At 47.0% G+C, this 17,275-nt stretch carries 16 protein-coding genes; 7 read left to right on the top strand and 9 right to left on the bottom strand.

Annotated features, from left to right (window positions below; translation table 11 throughout):
* Nucleotides 1-25: 25 nt before the first annotated feature.
* Nucleotides 26-1,267 carry an NADP-dependent malic enzyme gene (locus PP175_RS06035; RefSeq protein ID WP_272441899.1) on the bottom strand — a complete coding sequence of 414 codons (1,242 nt, stop codon included), beginning with the start codon at nt 1,265-1,267 and terminating at the stop codon, nt 26-28.
* A 131-nt stretch (nt 1,268-1,398) separates the two neighbouring features.
* Nucleotides 1,399-4,875 (bottom strand): DNA polymerase III subunit alpha, encoded by a 3,477-nt coding sequence (locus PP175_RS06030; protein WP_272441898.1) that lies wholly within the window; start codon nt 4,873-4,875, stop codon nt 1,399-1,401.
* A gap of 142 nt (nt 4,876-5,017) precedes the next feature.
* Between PP175_RS06030 and PP175_RS06025 the strand changes: the two genes are divergently transcribed.
* Together PP175_RS06025 and PP175_RS06020 are read left to right on the top strand one after the other, a co-directional pair.
* Nucleotides 5,018-5,359 carry a YtrH family sporulation protein gene (locus PP175_RS06025; protein WP_272441897.1) on the top strand — a complete coding sequence of 114 codons (342 nt, stop codon included), beginning with the start codon at nt 5,018-5,020 and terminating at the stop codon, nt 5,357-5,359.
* A complete protein-coding gene (locus PP175_RS06020; RefSeq protein WP_272441896.1) occupies nt 5,356-5,844 on the top strand; it encodes a sporulation membrane protein YtrI in 489 nt (162 codons plus the stop codon). The genes PP175_RS06025 and PP175_RS06020 overlap by 4 nt, the downstream gene beginning before the upstream one ends.
* 108 nt (nt 5,845-5,952) lie before the next feature.
* Here PP175_RS06020 and PP175_RS06015 read toward each other — a convergent pair whose 3' ends face one another.
* The 5 genes from PP175_RS06015 to PP175_RS05995 all read right to left on the bottom strand — a co-directional run bounded on the left by PP175_RS06015 (nt 5,953) and on the right by PP175_RS05995 (nt 9,955).
* The gene (locus tag PP175_RS06015; protein WP_272441895.1) at nt 5,953-6,168 is read right to left on the bottom strand and encodes a hypothetical protein; all 216 of its coding nucleotides are present in this window, start codon (nt 6,166-6,168) and stop codon (nt 5,953-5,955) included.
* Between the two features lie 24 nt (nt 6,169-6,192).
* Nucleotides 6,193-7,503 carry a DRTGG domain-containing protein gene (locus PP175_RS06010; protein WP_272441894.1) on the bottom strand — a complete coding sequence of 437 codons (1,311 nt, stop codon included), beginning with the start codon at nt 7,501-7,503 and terminating at the stop codon, nt 6,193-6,195.
* Nucleotides 7,504-8,000: 497 nt separating this feature from the next.
* A complete protein-coding gene (locus PP175_RS06005; protein ID WP_272441893.1) occupies nt 8,001-8,264 on the bottom strand; it encodes a hypothetical protein in 264 nt (87 codons plus the stop codon).
* A gap of 67 nt (nt 8,265-8,331) precedes the next feature.
* Nucleotides 8,332-8,994 carry a tRNA (guanosine(46)-N7)-methyltransferase TrmB gene (gene trmB / locus PP175_RS06000; protein WP_272441892.1) on the bottom strand — a complete coding sequence of 221 codons (663 nt, stop codon included), beginning with the start codon at nt 8,992-8,994 and terminating at the stop codon, nt 8,332-8,334.
* 271 nt (nt 8,995-9,265) lie between these two features.
* A complete protein-coding gene (locus PP175_RS05995; RefSeq protein ID WP_272441891.1) occupies nt 9,266-9,955 on the bottom strand; it encodes a metal-dependent hydrolase in 690 nt (229 codons plus the stop codon).
* 155 nt (nt 9,956-10,110) lie between these two features.
* Between PP175_RS05995 and PP175_RS05990 the strand changes: the two genes are divergently transcribed.
* The 4 genes from PP175_RS05990 to PP175_RS05975 are packed head-to-tail and all read left to right on the top strand — an operon-like array spanning nt 10,111 to nt 14,792.
* The gene (locus tag PP175_RS05990) at nt 10,111-11,247 is read left to right on the top strand and encodes a YheC/YheD family endospore coat-associated protein (RefSeq protein ID WP_272441890.1); all 1,137 of its coding nucleotides are present in this window, start codon (nt 10,111-10,113) and stop codon (nt 11,245-11,247) included.
* The gene (locus PP175_RS05985; RefSeq protein WP_272441889.1) at nt 11,247-12,335 is read left to right on the top strand and encodes a YheC/YheD family endospore coat-associated protein; all 1,089 of its coding nucleotides are present in this window, start codon (nt 11,247-11,249) and stop codon (nt 12,333-12,335) included. Before PP175_RS05990 ends, PP175_RS05985 begins: the two co-directional genes overlap by 1 nt.
* A complete protein-coding gene (locus PP175_RS05980) occupies nt 12,335-13,651 on the top strand; it encodes a YheC/YheD family endospore coat-associated protein (protein WP_272441888.1) in 1,317 nt (438 codons plus the stop codon). Before PP175_RS05985 ends, PP175_RS05980 begins: the two co-directional genes overlap by 1 nt.
* Nucleotides 13,641-14,792 (top strand): YheC/YheD family endospore coat-associated protein, encoded by a 1,152-nt coding sequence (locus tag PP175_RS05975; protein WP_272441887.1) that lies wholly within the window; start codon nt 13,641-13,643, stop codon nt 14,790-14,792. Before PP175_RS05980 ends, PP175_RS05975 begins: the two co-directional genes overlap by 11 nt.
* On the opposite strand, the gene PP175_RS05970 is transcribed toward PP175_RS05975, so the two are convergent.
* A complete protein-coding gene (locus PP175_RS05970) occupies nt 14,789-15,454 on the bottom strand; it encodes a hypothetical protein (RefSeq protein WP_272441886.1) in 666 nt (221 codons plus the stop codon). The genes PP175_RS05975 and PP175_RS05970 overlap by 4 nt on opposite strands.
* 189 nt (nt 15,455-15,643) lie before the next feature.
* On the opposite strand from PP175_RS05970, the gene PP175_RS05965 reads away from it, so the two are divergent.
* A complete protein-coding gene (locus PP175_RS05965) occupies nt 15,644-16,537 on the top strand; it encodes a phosphatase PAP2 family protein (protein WP_272441885.1) in 894 nt (297 codons plus the stop codon).
* Nucleotides 16,538-16,597: 60 nt separating this feature from the next.
* Here the strand turns inward: PP175_RS05965 and PP175_RS05960 are convergent, their stop codons facing one another.
* On the bottom strand, nt 16,598-16,939 hold the full coding sequence (locus PP175_RS05960; protein WP_272441884.1) for a DUF5665 domain-containing protein: 342 nt from the start codon (nt 16,937-16,939) through the stop codon (nt 16,598-16,600).
* Between the last annotated feature and the right edge of the window lie 336 nt (nt 16,940-17,275).

Below are 17,275 nucleotides of genomic sequence, written 5' to 3'. Positions count from 1 at the left end.
AAACTCACCTCATAGAAGAAAACTATTACAGCTTCTCCAGCACTGGCTCTGCGTTCATGACGCACAACTGCAATTCTTCCAGACTAATCTTTCTGCGGGCAACCCCTGTTTCCATGGCCGCCTGTGCAACAGCAGCTGCAACATTTGGCACTACAGCAGGGTTGAAGGGGGACGGGATGACATAATCCGGGGCGAGTTCTCTGTCGCTTACCAGTTCAGCGATCGCATGTACAGCTGCGAGCTTCATATCCTCATTAATGTCTGTAGCCCTTACCTCCAGTGCTCCACGGAAAATGCCCGGGAATGCAAGCACATTATTCACCTGATTGGGAAAATCTGACCGGCCGGTGCCAACGACTGCCGCACCGGCTGCCTTTGCTTCAACGGGCATGATTTCCGGATCAGGATTAGCCATAGCGAAAATGATCGGGTTGATACTCATAGACCGTATCATTTGCTGGGTCAGCGAACCTGATACCGATACGCCAATAAATACATCTGCACCTATAATAACCTCCGCAAGCGATCCTTGCTTCTTGCCGGGATTCGTGATAGCCGCAACGGCGTCTTTTATAGGGTTCATGCCATCCGGGCGACCGCTATAAATGGCCCCCTTGGAATCGCACACAATGACTTCCTTCACGCCCATGCGCAGAAGTAGCTTCGTAATGGCAATGCCTGCCGCTCCCGCCCCGTTGGCGACAACTGATATTTCTTCCATCTTTTTTCCAACGATTTTAAGGGCATTGAGAAGCCCAGCGGCTGTCACGATGGCCGTACCGTGCTGATCATCATGAAATACAGGGATGTTTAATTCTTCTTTCAGCCGCTCTTCAATTTCAAAGCAGTTAGGAGCTGCGATGTCCTCCAGGTTAATTCCACCGAAAGCCGGTTCAAGGTATTTCACTGTCCGGATAATTTCTTCCGGATCCTGCGTATTTAGACAAATAGGGAAAGCATCTACACCTGCAAAAGATTTAAACAGGACCGCTTTGCCTTCCATAACTGGAAGTGCGCCCTCCGGCCCAATATTGCCCAGACCAAGTACAGCGGATCCGTCAGATACAACGGCAACCATATTTCCTTTGGAAGTGTACTCATATACTTGCTGCGGGTCTTGAAAAATATCCTTGCAGGGTTCCGCTACACCCGGTGAATAGGCAAGGCTTAACTCTTCAGCCGAATTCACGCTTACTTTAGACTGTACGCTAATCTTGCCGCGATGCTCTCGATGCAGTTCAATTGCTGCTTCCCGAAGTCTGGACACGCAGTAACACTCCTTTATACATCCCAAATTTTTAGGTGGTCTGACCACTGATTTATTTATGTTCCCATTATACCAAATGTGTCCGGCCTGTAAACCTAAACCAAGGAGCAAAACCTGTGCTATAACAACCTTTACGGCCGATTTTTTATAATTATCCCGCCACTCCCTACAATTTTCTCAATTTTCCTAACTATCTCATTGCTTGGTAAGATCCAATGATCGTTATTAAGCCTTACCGTTTTTTTCGATTCCGCATAATAAAGCAACACCGGTGTATTCCCTTCGCTTTCAAGAAGAATACTTTTCAACGCCGTAAGACTTTGCACATCTTCTTCAAGTTGTCTCTCTACCTTGATGTAGACAACTTGTTCCTGCTTATCGCTCACCGCATCTGGATGAGGCGAATTTAGCGGCAGAGAAGAGGTTTGCGGCATGCCAGCAGCAGCAGCATCGAAGAAACGATTTGCAATAAATTTTATGCCATTTTCCCCGTTCTGTCTGTCGAGCCTGCCCTCAATTATGACAAACTTACCCTTCCTAACTGACGCCATGCCCGATTCGAATACTTTTGGAAAGGCAACAACTTCAATACGCGCATGCCTGTCTTCAAGTGTAAGAAAGGCCATCGGCTCCCCTTTTTTTGTGGTAATGCGTTTCGACTCCGCAATGACGCCTGCGATCCGGATAACCTGATTCTGCTTGCTCTCCCGAACCTGGTGAATCGGCGTAATCGAAGGATGATCAAGCACAGCGGCGTAAGGTTCCAGAGGATGCCCGGATAAATACATGCCTAAGAGTTCCCGCTCCTGTTCCAGCAGCTCACCTTTTGTGTAGGGAGTGACAGACGCCATTAATTCAGGTGGCAGCGTGTGCTTGGATTGCCCCTGAAAAAGCGCCATTTGGTTTTCTGCCCTCTCCTTCTTTAATCGACTGGCCCAATCGGCAAGTTGATCCAACGAAGCTAAAAATGCGGCCCGGTGGCCTGGCAGTTTATCCAGGGCTCCGCATAGAATGAGGGATTCGAGTACCCGTCTGTTCACAATTCGCTGGTCGATGCGCAAGCAGAGATCAGGCAGGTTACTAAACGGACCATTTTTTCTCTCTTCTATCAGGTGGCGGACCGCCTGCACGCCCACATTTTTAACGGCTCCCAGCCCAAAGCGAATGGCTCCATTCTCAACTGTGAAAGCAACATGGCTGCTGTTAATGTCCGGCGGAAGGACTGCAATTGACTTTCGCCTGCATTCCTCCACATATTCAGCCACTTTATCAGCGTTGCCCATCACCATCGTGAGGAGTGCGGCCATAAACGAAAGCGGATGATTAGCTTTGATATACGCCATCCGGTATGACAGAAGTCCATAAGCGGCACTGTGGCTCCGGTTAAAGCCATAGTCGGCAAACCGGACAATCCAGTCATACAGTTGGTTGCCTAGCGCTTCATCATGCCCCTGTTTCAGACAACCGGCGACAAACTTCTCACGTTGTTCAGCAAGCAGTTCTTTTTTCTTTTTAGAAACCGCCCGCCTCAGTATATCAGCCTCACCAAGTGTAAAGCCGGCAACGGCAGAGGCAATCTGCATGATCTGCTCCTGATACAAAATGTAACCATAAGTGTCCTTAAGGATGGGCTCGAGAATCGGATGAAGATATTGGACAGCCCGCTTTCCGTGCTTTGCTGCGGCAAAATCCGGGATAAATTCCATCGGCCCCGGCCGAAACAAGGCCAGAACAGCCACGATATCCTCAAACACGGAGGGCTTGACTATTCGAAGAACGTGGCGCATTCCACCCGACTCAAGCTGAAATACACCCGTGGTGTCCGCTTCCGACAGCAGCCGGTAAGTGGGGGCATCATCGAGCGGAATTTCTGCAAGTGAAATTTGTTTTCCTTCCTGTTGGAGGACGAGCTCCACGGCATGCTCTAGAAGCGTGAGGTTGCGGAGCCCGAGAAAATCCATTTTTAATAATCCTATCTCCTCCAGGTGCTCCATTGGATACTGGGTGAGCGAGTGCCCGTCATGCCCTTCCTGCAGCGGCACATGCTCGGTCAATGGGTCTCTGCATATAACAATGCCCGCCGCATGGGTCGATGCATGGCGGGGCATGCCCTCGACCTCACGCGCCAGCCGAAATAACTTCTCCGCCAGCATGTTTTCCTCCAGCGTCCGCTTCAGCTCCACGCTTCTGTCCAGCGCTTTCTCAAGCGTAATGCCTGGCTCAGAAGGTATTAATTTAGCCAAACGTCCAACAATGGCCGGCGCCATATCAAGCACACGGCCTACATCCCGGATAGCGGCACGGGCTGCCATCGTTCCGAAGGTAATAATCTGGGCCACACGGTCTGAACCATATTTGTTAACGACATATGCGATAACCTCATCCCGTCTGTCATAGCTAAAATCAATGTCAATATCCGGCATGCTAATCCGTTCAGGGTTGAGAAAACGTTCGAACAGCAGCTTATATTGCAGCGGATCGATGTCTGTAATATGCAGTACATAGGCAACCAGACTGCCTGCTGCGGAACCGCGGCCCGGTCCAACTGCAATGCCTCGCTCCCGTGCATAGGCAATAAAGTCCCATACAATTAGAAAGTAATCCGAAAACCCCATGCGCCCAATAACAGCCAGTTCATACTCAAGCCGTTCCTCATGGGCAGCAGAGATCTGATTGCCATAGCGGCTATTTAGGCCTTCGTAGCAGCGTTCACGCAAAAATTCATCCGTACTCTGGTCTTTAAGCGGAAAATGCGGCAAAATCGGACTGCCCAGCGGAATCTCTACATTGCAGCGTTCAGCAATACGGGCGGTGTTATGGATAGCTTCAGGGGTAAACGCAAACAGGTCGTTCATTTCGGAAGGGGATTTCAGGCTGTATTCTCTCGTTAAAGGACGTTCGCGCTGCGGATCGTCAATGGTTTTGCCCTGTCTGATGCAAAGCAGAACTTCATAGATTTCGGATTGCTCCTTGTCTATATAGCGCACGCTGTTCGTTGCGGCAAGCGAAATTGCTATTTGTCTGGCAAGCGAAGCGGTGCGCTGGTTTAACAGCTTTTGCTCCTCTAACAAATGGTCCTGTATTTCAAGAAAGAACGAATCTTTCCCGTATATATCAACAAACTCTGCTGCTGCCAGGCGTGCCTCTGCTTCCCGTCCATCGAGCAGCAAACGGCCAATTTCTCCGTCACCCGCAGCGCTTAAAGCAATAAGCCCAGCAGCATAGCGGCGCAGGTGGTCTTTTGTAACACGCGGTCTATAATCCCCGCCCTCAAGCTGGGCAGCGGATGCAAGGCGCATGAGATTCCGGTAGCCTTCAAGCGTTTCAGCAAGCAATACCAATTGGAAAACCGGTTCTTCGCGTGCTGGCATTCTCATCAGGGATGGCGCATTCGTTACACCTATTTCTAAACCAAGCACGGGTTTTATCCCTTCCCGTTTGCATGCCTGGTAGAAAGGAATGGCCCCGTACATGACCGATTTATCTGTCAGGGCCAGAGCCGCCATGCCCATCTCTTTGGCCCGTTTTACAAGCGGCTCAATTCGTGCGGCACTATCGAGCAGGCTGTATTCGCTGTGTACACGAAGATGAACAAATGAAGGGTGCACTCGTGGATCATCCTCTCACTTCAATTTCTCTTCTATATTATACGCTATTGCATCAAGATAGGAACATATGTTTTGATTTCATAATTAGCAGGCTCATCCCATACATATAACCATATAGATTACGACGGAAGAAGGGACCCAGATGATAAGGATTCAAATCCTGAACCTTCTAAACAATATGATTGGCAACTTCTTTATCGCTTTTGGCATTGTGCTTGGCGGCAGCCTGCTCGGCGGGCTTGCAGCTTTCATAGCCTGCCAGCCGCCTTTAGCCAAAATACAGGATTTATCCGGTCTATTGAAAATATGGGGGCTGGTGGGCGCATTAAATGGCACCTTTGATTCTTTTATGAAAATCGAACATATCTTTTCTGAAGGAAGCATCTCACCTGTTATAAAACAGCTTATCTTCATCATCAGTGCCTTTATGGGCGCCAATACTGCCACACTTCTCATTCAATGGCTTGTGCAGGGAAAATCATGATGCGGGTGCCATCGGGCTCCAGTTTATATAGAACCTATCGTTATCTCGCCATATTTGTTTTCGGAACGCTCACCGGCGCCTGTGCTTTTTTGCTGCTGTTTGGCGAACAGATCGATGCCCTTCATGTTCGGGTCCGACAACTTGAGGGGCAAAACGTGAAATATGTAGAAGAGATAACCAATTTGCAAAACGCCCAAAATAATATGATTCAAAAACAAAAAACTGTGGTAAGGGATATAAAAGTGCTTCTCACGGCCCCTAATGCATTAACGGCTGTTGAGTTGCAAAGGCGAATCACAAAGGAACTTGTTTTTTTAAAAGGACGGCCGCTGGAAAATGTGGCAGAATTCCACGAAGGCATCGTCCGACTGCTTACCAACAGAAAATATCAGATTGGCGGCCACGTGTACATTGCTAATCTTAAAACGTTGATTGTTGCTTCCGCCCTTGAAGTATATATGGACATCAAGCTTGAAAAACGCTAATAGCGTTGAGGAGGGGGACTTCTCGCCGATCATGTTAAACCGTATAAGCTAAAGAATCACAGTTAAGTAAAAGGCACCTCTTCAGGTGCCTTTTATCCTGGATTGGTCCTAAGGTGACCGCCAGAGAAGCAGGAAATTATACAGCAGCAACAGCAGGGCCAGCACCTTCAATCCGTTTACCGTCCGGGCTGTAAGGTGGGCCGTAGTTTCGTCGTCCAGCCCCTTTTTCGAAAGCCGCCTCTCCTGCCACTGCCTGACCCACGGACCGTATGCGAGAACGAGGGTGACAATTCCAAGCCCGAGCATAATTACCTGCCTGTTCATATCCAACACGTATCCCTCTTTCCGTTATCGTTCAATAACCTGCGCGGTCATCATGGCTTTGCCAACTAGGTTGCCCTGATGATAGACTTCCACTTCAACTTTGCCGAATTTCCGGCTTATTTCCATTACCTTGGGGTGGATCTCAATCACACTCTCAATCTGTACCGGTTTCAGGAAATACATGGTAATATTCTCAGGGACCATGTCACCTTTGCGGAACTGGCGCAGCGCCCGGCTCCCCGATTCGGAAACAAGCGTAGTGAGGACCCCGCTTGAGATATTGCCTAGATGGTTTGTCATCTGCGGCGTAACTTCTCCCCTAAAGTAGATCCCGTTTGCCCCCTTCTCTTCCTGAAAACGATTCATAATTAAATCGGGAAAAGTTTCGCCCATCTGTGGCTGTTTTTGGACATATTGAAGCGCTTTCAGTACATCCTGCCTTGTAATAATACCCAGCATTTTACGATGATTGTCTACCACCGGAAGCATTTCAATCCCTTCCCAAACCATCATATGGGCGGCAGAAGCAACGGATACCCGGGCCATAACGGTTATCGGGTTTTTAATCATAATCTTGTCGACAGGTGTTGTATATTCGTGGCCCATTACATCCTTCGTTGTTAAAACGCCTACTACTTTCATCGTTTCATCTACGACTGGAAAACGCCCGTGCCCCACAGCTTCCGCTAACTTGTGCCAGTCTCCTACAGTCTGGTTGACCTTCAGATAATAAGAGCTCTCCTGAGGAATTAAAATGTCTTCCACGAGCATAATTTCCTTCTTAATGAGGCGATCGTAAATCGCGCGGTTAATTAAAGTCGCTACCGTAAACGTATCATAACTGGTGGAAATAATGGGAAGCTGCAGCTCGTCCGCAAGTTTTTTCACCTCGTCGCTCGTATCAAATCCGCCGGTAATAAGAACGGCAGCCCCATGCTGGAGGGAAAGCTTGTGCGCCTGATAGCGATTTCCGACAATAAGCAGGCTGCCAGCATCAACATAGCGCATCATTGCTTCAAGCTTCATCGCGCCAATGACAAATTTATTGAGCGTTTTATGAAGGCCTTCCCTGCCCCCCATAACATGCCCGTCCACAATATTCACAACTTCAGCAAAGGTTAATTTCTCGATATTCTGCTTTTGTTTCTTTTCAATTCTGACGGTACCGACCCGCTCAATAGTTGATACCATCCCCTGCGCCTCGGCGTCCTTGATCGCCCGGTAAGCCGTTCCCTCGCTTACTTCCAGCGTTTTCGCCACCTGGCGAACAGAAATTTTACTGCCTACTTCAAGCTCCTCGATATGCTGAAGTATTTGCTCATGTTTTGTAGCCATTTTCTCACCCTTAACTTTCCCAAAACTGTACTATCTGTATTAGTGTAAGTATAGCATATCTATAACAACAGACATACAAGAAAAACATCGCGGGCCATGCCGCTCTCCCCTTCCCCCCATAGAAGTTTTTACGGCCGCTTTGTGGAACGACGGGCGGACCGGCATTAGGGAATCTTGGCTAGCGGCAAGCGTAGCGCAGGCGATGGCCTTAGATCCTTTATACCGTTTAGGTGCAACATCTGGGTATCGGGGTGATGGAGACAGTTGCCGGTCTTTTTCGCCCTCTGTTCCACACGCTCCACAGGGGGAAAGTAAGGTGCGGACATGCGCCTCACGATGTTTTTCTGGCTGTTTCGGGGGACCGGTGGTCCCATTTAAAAAATCGCTCAATGCACTTCAAGATTATCAAGCAGATCAACTTTCCTTTTGGCTAGGCGCGCTAAATTAAAAAGAGAATGGCCAAAGCCATTCTGTTTGCTGGATAGGAAAGTTTTTTTCTATAAACGTGGGGCCCTTCCACGCATCTTTCTTGCTTTGCGTTTATGTGATCCAGGCCTGCCTATCTTAATATCCTCTTTTTGCGGATTTCCTAAGAGCTGGTACACGCTTGACCCGATAAAAATCAGGGCAAATAACAGCCAGGCAGCGCTGAAAATTAAGGCGGCTGGATGCTGATTGAGAATCGGCAGCCGGGGCAGGGCATAGAATACAAGCAGGATCGTTGCCAGGAGAAAACTTCCATAACGAAAAAGCGGTCCCATTCCTTTTATCACCTCTCTTCATTGTATGCAGGGAGCGTAACAAAAAGTATGGAACCCGATTTAAGTTTTATTTCTTTTTCGTCCACTGAGCAGGGTGATTGGCGACACAGCGATAAATCTTCATGCCTTTCTCAACGAACTTCGCTTCATACTCCGTCATCACATTGCCTTCCGCAAATGGGCTTTCATGGAGATTAAACGTAATGTCCTGCAGCAGAAACTGCTGAGCTGCAAATTCGTTCAGGCTGTATTCAAAGAGCCCTTCATTGTCTGTTTTGAGCGCAATTTTACCTGCCGGATTTAACAACCTTTCATATTTCACCAGAAAACCACTGTCAGTCAAGCGGCGTGCTGCATGGCGTTTCTTCGGCCACGGATCGCTAAAATTGAGGTAAAATTGGTTAACTTCCGCTTCTCCAAAGTAATTTTCCAGGTCATTAATATTTATCCAGAGGAATGCGATATTTTTTAACTGCTTATCCTGCGCCTTTTTTACAGCAGAAATAAGCACTTCTTCCCTAAGTTCGACACCTATATAGTTAATTTCAGGATTGTGCTCCGCAAGTGTCGTAACAAAACGGCCTTTGCCCGTTCCTAATTCAACGTGCAGCGGATGATCATTGCCAAAAAAGGCCGACCACTTTCCTTTATACTCTTCACCGTTTAGCGGAACCAGTTCCGGAAATGTTTCCATGGCTTCCTTTACGCCGGGTCTTTTACGCAGACGCATACGCTAAATTCTCCTTACTATCTTTTTTTCACATCGGTATCTATCTTACGTGTAACATGGACAAATGTCGAGCAGCGTTTTTGGGACTATAACGGTCCCCATTTCAGCAATGAAAACTTTACTACTTTAAAATGTACTTTCCTGTTAAAAAAAAGAGAACCGCTTATCCAGCGGTTCCAAGTAGAGGTATATATTTAAAGGGGGTTTTTCATCGTAGTTATAAGATACCCCAACTATATTACAGTATTATTACAAATCCATTATCAAAATGTTATAACTCGAAAATTTCACCAGGTTTTAACACTTTGCCTTTCAAACCGCGCTTTTCTAGCGATTGCACGAACGCCTCCGCATCCTGCTTGATTACCGGGAATGTATCGTAATGGGAAGGAAGCGTTACCCCAGCTTGGATCCACTCAGCAGCCTGCAGGGCATCGTCCGGCCCCATGGTGAAATTATCCCCTATCGGAAGCAGCACCGCATCTATCGGATGGCGCTCCCCAATCAATTTGAGATCACTAAACAGGCCCGTATCTCCAGTATGATAGAACGTCTTTTCTCCCATTGTAATGAGAAATCCGGCAGGCATGCCCATATAAAGAATTTCCTTCTTGTCATCAAGCACCAACCCTGAACTGTGGAAAGCCTGAGTCAACTTAACTGTGCCAAAGTCAAATTCAAACGATCCCCCTATGTTCATCGGATGCACAGCAACCCCCTGCCAACTCATATAAGTAGCCAGTTCATGCGTAGCAATGATGGTAGCCCCGCTGCGCTTGGCGATTGCCAGTGCATCACCAATGTGATCAGAATGGGCGTGGGTTAGAAGAACATACTGTACGTCAATATCATCAGGTCCTGCAGTAGCAAGACCGTTACCGGTCAGAAACGGGTCAATGATGATTGAACTGCCATTGTGTGTGAGTTGTACACAGGAATGTCCGTGAAATTTGATGTGCATATGTAACCTCCTATATATTTTCCATCTTTTGTTATACATCTGCTTTCTCCTCTATTCTACCAGTCTCTTTGTATCCGGACAATTTGCAAAGCACACCAACACACGCTTCTTATCATACGATGGTATAACGAAACGTAGAGAAATGAGGAACGATAATGGCAGAACAAGCACAGCCTGCCCTCGGCATCCTTGTTGCCGGCCTCTCCATTACAGAAGCAGGACCGTTCGGCATTATCACTTCCTTCTGCAGAGAAGTTGTGCAGGCGTGTCAAGCAAAAGGAAAGGTTGCTTACATTTTTACGCTTGACCAAATTCCTTCCCCAGGTACAACGATTGCGGGCTGGACCTACAGAGGCGGCCAATGGGCATCCACCAGTTTTCCCCTGCCCGTATGCGTCTACAATCGAATCGGATCGCGCGGGATGGAAGCGAGGGAAACTACACGCCAAAAAATCGAGTGGTTAAAACAGCAGGGTGTCATCTTCTTTAATGAGCAATTCCTTGACAAATGGCAGATCCATAAAAGGCTTAAAAACACGGAAATCGGTATTTGTATACCGGAAACAGACGTATTTGACAGTTTAACCACCCTTTTGGCCTACCTAAAAAAGTACCCTGTTGTTTACTTAAAACCGGTGCACGGCAGTCTCGGCAGAAGAATTATCCGGCTCTCCCGTTCCAAAGGGACCTATGTATGTGAACATACATCAGCAAGTGGAGATGTTGTAAGAAAAAAGTTTAACTCGAGCCACGCTCTTTATACATGGATTACAAAGATAAAAGGAAAGCGAAAATTTGTGATTCAGCAGGGGATTCCTCTGATTCGGCACAGAGAGGCAATCGTCGACTTTCGGGCTCTTGTTCAGAAAAACAGGTACGGATCCTGGAGTATCACATCAATGGTGGGCCGCTGCGGACCAGCCAACAGCATTGTTTCTAACATCGCACGAGGGGGAAGGCTTATTACCCTCACGGAATCTCTCGCCCATGCCCATAAATTGCCGTTTAACTCGGAGGATCTCAGCGCACGCATCAAGCAGAAGGCGCTGCAAATTGCCCGTGTATTTGAGCAGCACGTCGAGGGAAAATACGCAGAACTTGGCATTGACCTGGGGTTGGACACTATGGGGAAAATCTGGCTGATCGAAATCAATTCAAAGCCTTCCAAAAATGATACATCCGTACCTTATTTACAGAAGGGACCGCGCCGCTCAGTAACCCGGCTTGTAAATTACTCGCTCTATCTGGGCGGCTACGTATTTCCACGCCGAAAAAAAAGGAGGCAAGGTTGATGAACAAACTACAAGGATATCTAGGAATTCTGGCAACTCCTATTAAAACATCCCCCCCTTTTCCCGAAAAGGCGTTCTATGCCTATCTTTCAGCTGCCGGTAAAAACCTCGGCATTCCTGTTTATGTGTTTTTGCCCAATCAGGTTGATTACACGACAAAAACCGTTATCGGTTACCTTTACAGAAACAAAACATGGGTGAAAAAGAAGCTTCCTTTTCCCACCCTGGTATACGACCGCTGTTCTAACCGAAAAGTCTACGGCAAGTATATTCGCAAGATCAAAACCATCCCATCCATCACGTTTCTGGCCCATGTACTTCCAGGAAAATGGCAAAACCATCAAAATTTAATTCAGCACCCGGGGCTGATTCCATACCTGCCAGCCACCGAAGTTATCCAATCCATGGAGACAGTTAAACGCTGGCTTGATGACTATGGATCGGTCGTAATTAAACCTGTGCAAAATTCGCTAGGCGTTGGGGTTATAAAAGTAACCTCTTTAGTTTCTCATACAGTAGAGGGCAGAGATATGAAGAATAAAATTTTTCACAAAAATTTCTCCAGCCGCACTGCGCTTATTAAATGGTTGAAGGAAGCAATAAGCGGAAACAACTTGATACAGCCCTACCTGGACCTCTCGACACCCGAAGGTGATCCGTTCGACCTGCGCGTACTCGTACAGAAAAATGAAACAGGACGGTGGCAGGAAACAGCCAGGGCAATTCGAGCCGGTGTTTGTGGCGGGCTGACATCCAATTTATGCGGCGGGGGAAAGGCTTATTCAGCAGATGCTTTTCTGCAAAAATATTTCCCCGAAGAGCAACTGGTCACCATCCACCAGAATATCGATTATCTTGTTCAGGAGATACCGCCCTTCATTGAAAGCAAGCACGGAAGACTTGCAGAATTAGGGATTGATATTGGCATTGATAAAAAGGGAAATGTATGGCTCATTGAAATCAATTCCAAACCTGGTCGCGCATCTTTTCGCAAGGTCGATGGCGGAGCATTCTATAACAAAGCCCGGCTCAATCCATTAAAATACGCCTCCTACCTCGCAAGGCGCCGCGCGGCTGAAAGAAGTTGATGGACGTGGTAACATACGGCTGGATCGCTATACATCCGTTTTCCCGGGAGTGGAGCCTCCACCTCCCGAGAACTGCACCCGCTTCTCTGTTGGCGCGCAAGCAAATAAAACTTAAATTCGGAGCGTGGATAAAAACGCTGCGGGTACGCCGAGGCCGCCCCGATCCCGGCAGTATCAAAACAAAAATACACATCAATCCAAAGAAAAACCAGGTACACGCTGGACCCTTTATCGGCATTTTAACAGTGGCAGGCGGTGAAATATTCCGAGGGGTGCGAAGCAATTTTAAGGAAATTATTGAAGCAGGCCGTTCACATGGCGCGTTCGTCTATATTATCCCAATCGAAAATATTGACTGGTCTACCCTCACTGTCACAGGGTATATCTATGACCCGATTCGCTCACGGTGGCTGAAGGAGGCTCTGCCCCTTCCCCACGTGATTTATAACCGTATTCCAAACCGTGAATTTGAGGAGCAGCGTCATGTAAAACAAGCATTGGGCAGACTGGTGCAAATAAAAAAAGCCAATCTATACAATCCTCATTTTTTTGATAAGCGGGAACTATTTTCTATTTTAAAGCGCAAACCTGAACTTCTCCCCTTTCTACCAGAAACGTTGCCATTAAACTCGCTAGCCATCCTAAAAAATCTAATGTCGCGTTATTCCGTAGTTTACCTAAAACCATACAATGGAATGGCCGGAAAGGGTATTTATCGTCTAGAGGAAAAAAATATGCAGTATCTTCTCCAATATCAGGAGAAGCAAAATACCGTCCGCCGGTGGTTCAACTCGCTGAAGGAAGTATGGATTTTTCTCAAAAAGAATAAAAATGATGATTATCTCGCGCAGCAAGGAATTGAACTGGCGACATACAACGAGAAACTGTTCGACATCCGGCTGCTTGCCCAGAAAAACGGCAGCGGCAGATGGAGAATAACAGGGATAGGAATCCGGCTTGCGGGGGAAGGAAACATAACCACACATGTGCCCCGAGGAGGATCTGTTCAGCATCCGGCCAAGATACTTCCCTCTGCTTTCCCAGGGAAATCAGAAGAAGAAATGCTTAAAAATATCCGCTTATTTGCGATTAATATTGCGCACGCACTTCAGGAACAGTGGTCTGCACTCGGTGAGATATCGATGGATATCGGAATCGATAAATCAGGAAAAATATGGTTCATAGAATCCAACGCCAAGCCCGGAAAATTCGACGAACCCGAAATCCGAAGCCTTTCGTTAAAACGCACGATTTTATATGCACAATATCTTGCTGGACTTCGGATGCCTAAAGGAGCGAAATTCAGTGCTGATTAGTGAAGTAAACCCCAGTAGACGCCCTTTAATCGGTTTTTTAACCCACCGGCATAAACAGTTTATCGCGGGGAAGAATTACGCAGCTCAGTTAACGGTCGAAGCGCAGAAGCATAACTGTAAACTTGTTGTGTATTCTCCGGCAGATATTGATGAGGATGAAGGAGTAGTATCAGGCAATCTCTACGATGTTTCAAAGAAAAAATGGCTGCAAAAACGAACCCGCCTCCCGGATATCGTTTATGACCGGTTTAGCTTTATGGGAACACAGGCATTTAAAAAATACGCGGCTTATCGTAAAAAAAGCCGCCTTTTGTATGCCAATAACCGTTTTGCCCACAAGTGGAACGCCCACAGGGTAATAAGCCGCCATCCAAAACTGAGCATGCACCTGCCAGAAACAGCTCCTGTTAAAGCGGAAACGCTGGCGGATATGTTACGCAGGCACAAAACGCTGTATGCCAAACCCGTCAACGGATCAGGGGGCAAAGACATTTTAAAAATTAAACGATCCAGAGAAGGCCAGATTTTGTTCTCAGGCAGAGATGCAAAGGGCACTGTTGTATCTGCTTTTTACCATTCCATTCAGGAGGCCGAAGAGGCGCTGCAGAAATGGTGCCGCAGACGCTTGTTTATCCTCCAGCAAGGACTGTCGCTGTCACTTCTTCCCGGCATGATTTGTGACTGCCGGGTTCTTGTGCAGAAAAACAGGACCGGAAACTGGCAGGTCACAGGAACCATCGGCAAGTATTCGCCACTTGCCCAGGTAACGTCCAACCTTCAGGGAGGAGGGAAGCCAATTGCCCTTCATAGGCTGCTAGAGCCTCATTTCTCTTTGGATGAACAGCAGGCGATTAGATGCCAGCTGCAAGAATTAAGCCTCACCCTTGCCCATTACCTCGAGACAATTTACGGACGTTTTATCGAATTTGGCCTCGATTTTGGGATCGATACCTCTGGCAGGGTATGGCTTATTGAAGTGAACACCAAGCCGAATCGCGAACTTTTCCGGCTTGCAGGCGAAATAGATGCGTATCTGGAATCAATCGCCTGCCCCATTGAATATGCATGCTACCTTATCGAGCAGACCTACTTAAGCGGTTTAGATAAATGGAAACCAGAAATCAAAAACCGGGAGCCTTAGTTCTCTACGGTTTTTTCTGCTTCTAGCAGCTTTCTAAAATAATCCATTACAGCGTGCACATCTTCCAGCAGGGTTATACCTTCTCTCTCGAGTATTTTCTTGTGATATCGATGAAAAGGCTCCGCCTCTTCCCGGATCGACCTCCTCCACGAATCAAGCTGCTCTCGTTCTCTTTCGGATAGCTTATCTTCTATAGATTGGCAAATAAAAGAACGGCAAATACTAGTTTTAAACCTGGGATCAAGTCCACAGCCTTTCCCATCGATAAAAAACTGGCACACTGTATAGGAAAGCTTCTCATCTACAGCAAGAAACCGGGTCCGCGGATTGTGCGACAGGGCATCCGCTTTTTCATGAGGGGATAGCGCCTCTCCGTCCTTCTTGCCGTAATAGGAGGGATGAACCCGCCCACCCGCCATAATTTCATACGGGTGAATCGTGTTCAGTGGATTATGGTAAATGCTTTCGAGGAAATATTTCTCTTCACCGGCACGGATCATGGCATAAATTTCGTATAGCGTAAAAACAGGCTCATAGGCACAGCATCCGATATGGCCAAGCTCATCGGTACGCGGCTGAAAATGCGGTTCAGGGCAACGACGGCATACCGTGGAAAGCAGCTGTTTGTTCTCTCCATCCCAGCTAATGACCTTTTGTTCCATATTACTTCCTCTCTCACTAATGTTTTGCTTGTGCCCATTATACCATGTTATCGGTTTATGCTTTTGAAACCGGGGAATACTCTACATACATTGCCATGATGAATCGTATTTTTATCAAGATTGTGTTTAATTTAGGTAAAGGTTCTGTTAAAATTAAGCGAATGAAAGAATACAAAAAGAGGTGTGTATATGTTCCGACGCTTGTCTCTGGCCGTATTGATAATTATTTCAGGCGTCCTTGTCTGGAATATATCTTATGTAGAGCATTGGCTTATAGCTAACTGGATTTTCCTCGGCGTTCTTCTGCTTGATGTAAGAAAAGACCAGAAGAACATTCCGTGGCTGCGCTTTTTGCCGCTTGGCGTTCTTTTGCTCGGTGGTCTTTTTTATCTCTACCATAACGCCCCGTATGTATGGTACAAGCTTGCAGGATGGGAAATGAAAAATGTCCGTCACTTCTTTAACTGGAATGATTTATTTAAAAGTATTCCTTTTAATAATGGTGCGATTTTTCGGGTCTATCAGCCGCACTGGTTGACCGTTTTTCTGCGCTGGGTTTATGGATACGGTTTCTCCCTGGCTTTATGGATTGCCGTTATTCGAAGCTTTGTCGCCAAAGACGTGCCAAAAATGCTGCGCTATGTGCTATCGTCGCACACGCTGCAGCTTCCAATAATTGTTCCATTTTATACAACCGTTATGCTGCAGGAAGTATGGTTTGTGCTTGGCGATCCGGACGGAATGAATCGCCATTTCACACACAGCCAGGCACTCCTCTGGGTTATGAACTGTTTCCCCAGCATGCACACTTCTGTTTCCTTTGCCATTCTGCTCCTGGCTCTGCGGGAGAGGGGCAAGTTATTTAAATATACGATGGCTACGTACTGCGCCCTTGTAATCTTCTCCACTCTGTACCTCGAAATCCACTGGGTGCTGGATGTCATTGGCGGTATGATACTAGGCTACGTTACAGTTAAAATCGTTGACTTCATTTTCGCAAAAGTTGAAGCCCGCCGTCGTGCGAAAAAGCCGGTAGCACTTAACATTCCCTCTATACCAACCTTACCGGAACGCAATTCTTAAGTAATGCAGCGAAGCCCCTTTTTCACTTACGGTGAAAAGGGGGCTTTCAGTTTCCGCCATTTAATGATGAGGATGATGGACCATTCCCTGAACGAGATTCACGAGATCCGCAATGTATTTTCCGATTACCGGCATCGTATCAAAGTAACTTAAAATATAGCCAACAATTGCGACGACAATGGCCAACCCCATCGTAACGCTTAGCCCTGTGCCTATTCCTGAAATAACATAGTTTAACATTAAACGAAGCGGTTTCTGATACCCTTCAACGTAGTCAACCATGTCGGTACCCTTTAACTTGTTTTCAAGCCAGCGCAGCTGTGCTTCGTATTTTTCCTCAATCGGATCATTTCCCGGAGAATAGGGAGGCGACATCTCCTCCGCAACTTTTTTTTCCGGCATGCCGCTCACCTCCTGGAGGTATGGTTTATCTATTTTTTACACCTGAACGTGAGGATTCAAACGAAAGGTCCAGCCGTTAAAATCGCGGCCTTTAAACTCCATCCAGGCAAAAGCATAGCAGCCAATGAATTCACGATGAGTCCGAGGCAGACAATAATTAAAACGTACACCGCACTGGTAACAAGATATTGAAAAAACCGAATGCGCTCAAACACCATGCGGTAATTATCCAATGAGAAAGCAGTAGGCAAAAAAGTGTTAAAGGGAGGGGTTCTTCTGTATTGTTAATTGAACACTTGTCGATTTCCGTAAAAACAAATAGAACGGGAATACTAA

This window comes from Aneurinibacillus sp. Ricciae_BoGa-3 (assembly GCF_028421645.1).
In the GTDB taxonomy this organism is placed as follows: Bacteria; Bacillota; Bacilli; order Aneurinibacillales; family Aneurinibacillaceae; genus Aneurinibacillus_B.
Note: the sequence above shows the minus strand (reverse complement) of the source record. Positions and strands in the feature narration are given on the sequence as shown.

Excerpts from the sequence above, each read along its gene's own strand:
- PP175_RS06025 (WP_272441897.1), top strand. The coding sequence starts at position 5,018 with ATGATAAGGATTCAAATCCTGAACCTTCTAAACAATATGATTGGCAAC.
- PP175_RS06020 (WP_272441896.1), top strand. The coding sequence starts at position 5,356 with ATGATGCGGGTGCCATCGGGCTCCAGTTTATATAGAACCTATCGTTAT.
- PP175_RS06015 (WP_272441895.1), bottom strand. The coding sequence starts at position 6,168 with ATGAACAGGCAGGTAATTATGCTCGGGCTTGGAATTGTCACCCTCGTT.
- PP175_RS06010 (WP_272441894.1), bottom strand. The coding sequence starts at position 7,503 with ATGGCTACAAAACATGAGCAAATACTTCAGCATATCGAGGAGCTTGAA.
- PP175_RS06005 (WP_272441893.1), bottom strand. The coding sequence starts at position 8,264 with ATGGGACCGCTTTTTCGTTATGGAAGTTTTCTCCTGGCAACGATCCTG.
- trmB (WP_272441892.1), bottom strand. The coding sequence starts at position 8,994 with ATGCGTCTGCGTAAAAGACCCGGCGTAAAGGAAGCCATGGAAACATTT.
- PP175_RS05995 (WP_272441891.1), bottom strand. The coding sequence starts at position 9,955 with ATGCACATCAAATTTCACGGACATTCCTGTGTACAACTCACACACAAT.
- PP175_RS05990 (WP_272441890.1), top strand. The coding sequence starts at position 10,111 with ATGGCAGAACAAGCACAGCCTGCCCTCGGCATCCTTGTTGCCGGCCTC.
- PP175_RS05985 (WP_272441889.1), top strand. The coding sequence starts at position 11,247 with ATGAACAAACTACAAGGATATCTAGGAATTCTGGCAACTCCTATTAAA.
- PP175_RS05980 (WP_272441888.1), top strand. The coding sequence starts at position 12,335 with ATGGACGTGGTAACATACGGCTGGATCGCTATACATCCGTTTTCCCGG.
- PP175_RS05970 (WP_272441886.1), bottom strand. The coding sequence starts at position 15,454 with ATGGAACAAAAGGTCATTAGCTGGGATGGAGAGAACAAACAGCTGCTT.
- PP175_RS05965 (WP_272441885.1), top strand. The coding sequence starts at position 15,644 with ATGTTCCGACGCTTGTCTCTGGCCGTATTGATAATTATTTCAGGCGTC.
- PP175_RS05960 (WP_272441884.1), bottom strand. The coding sequence starts at position 16,939 with ATGCCGGAAAAAAAAGTTGCGGAGGAGATGTCGCCTCCCTATTCTCCG.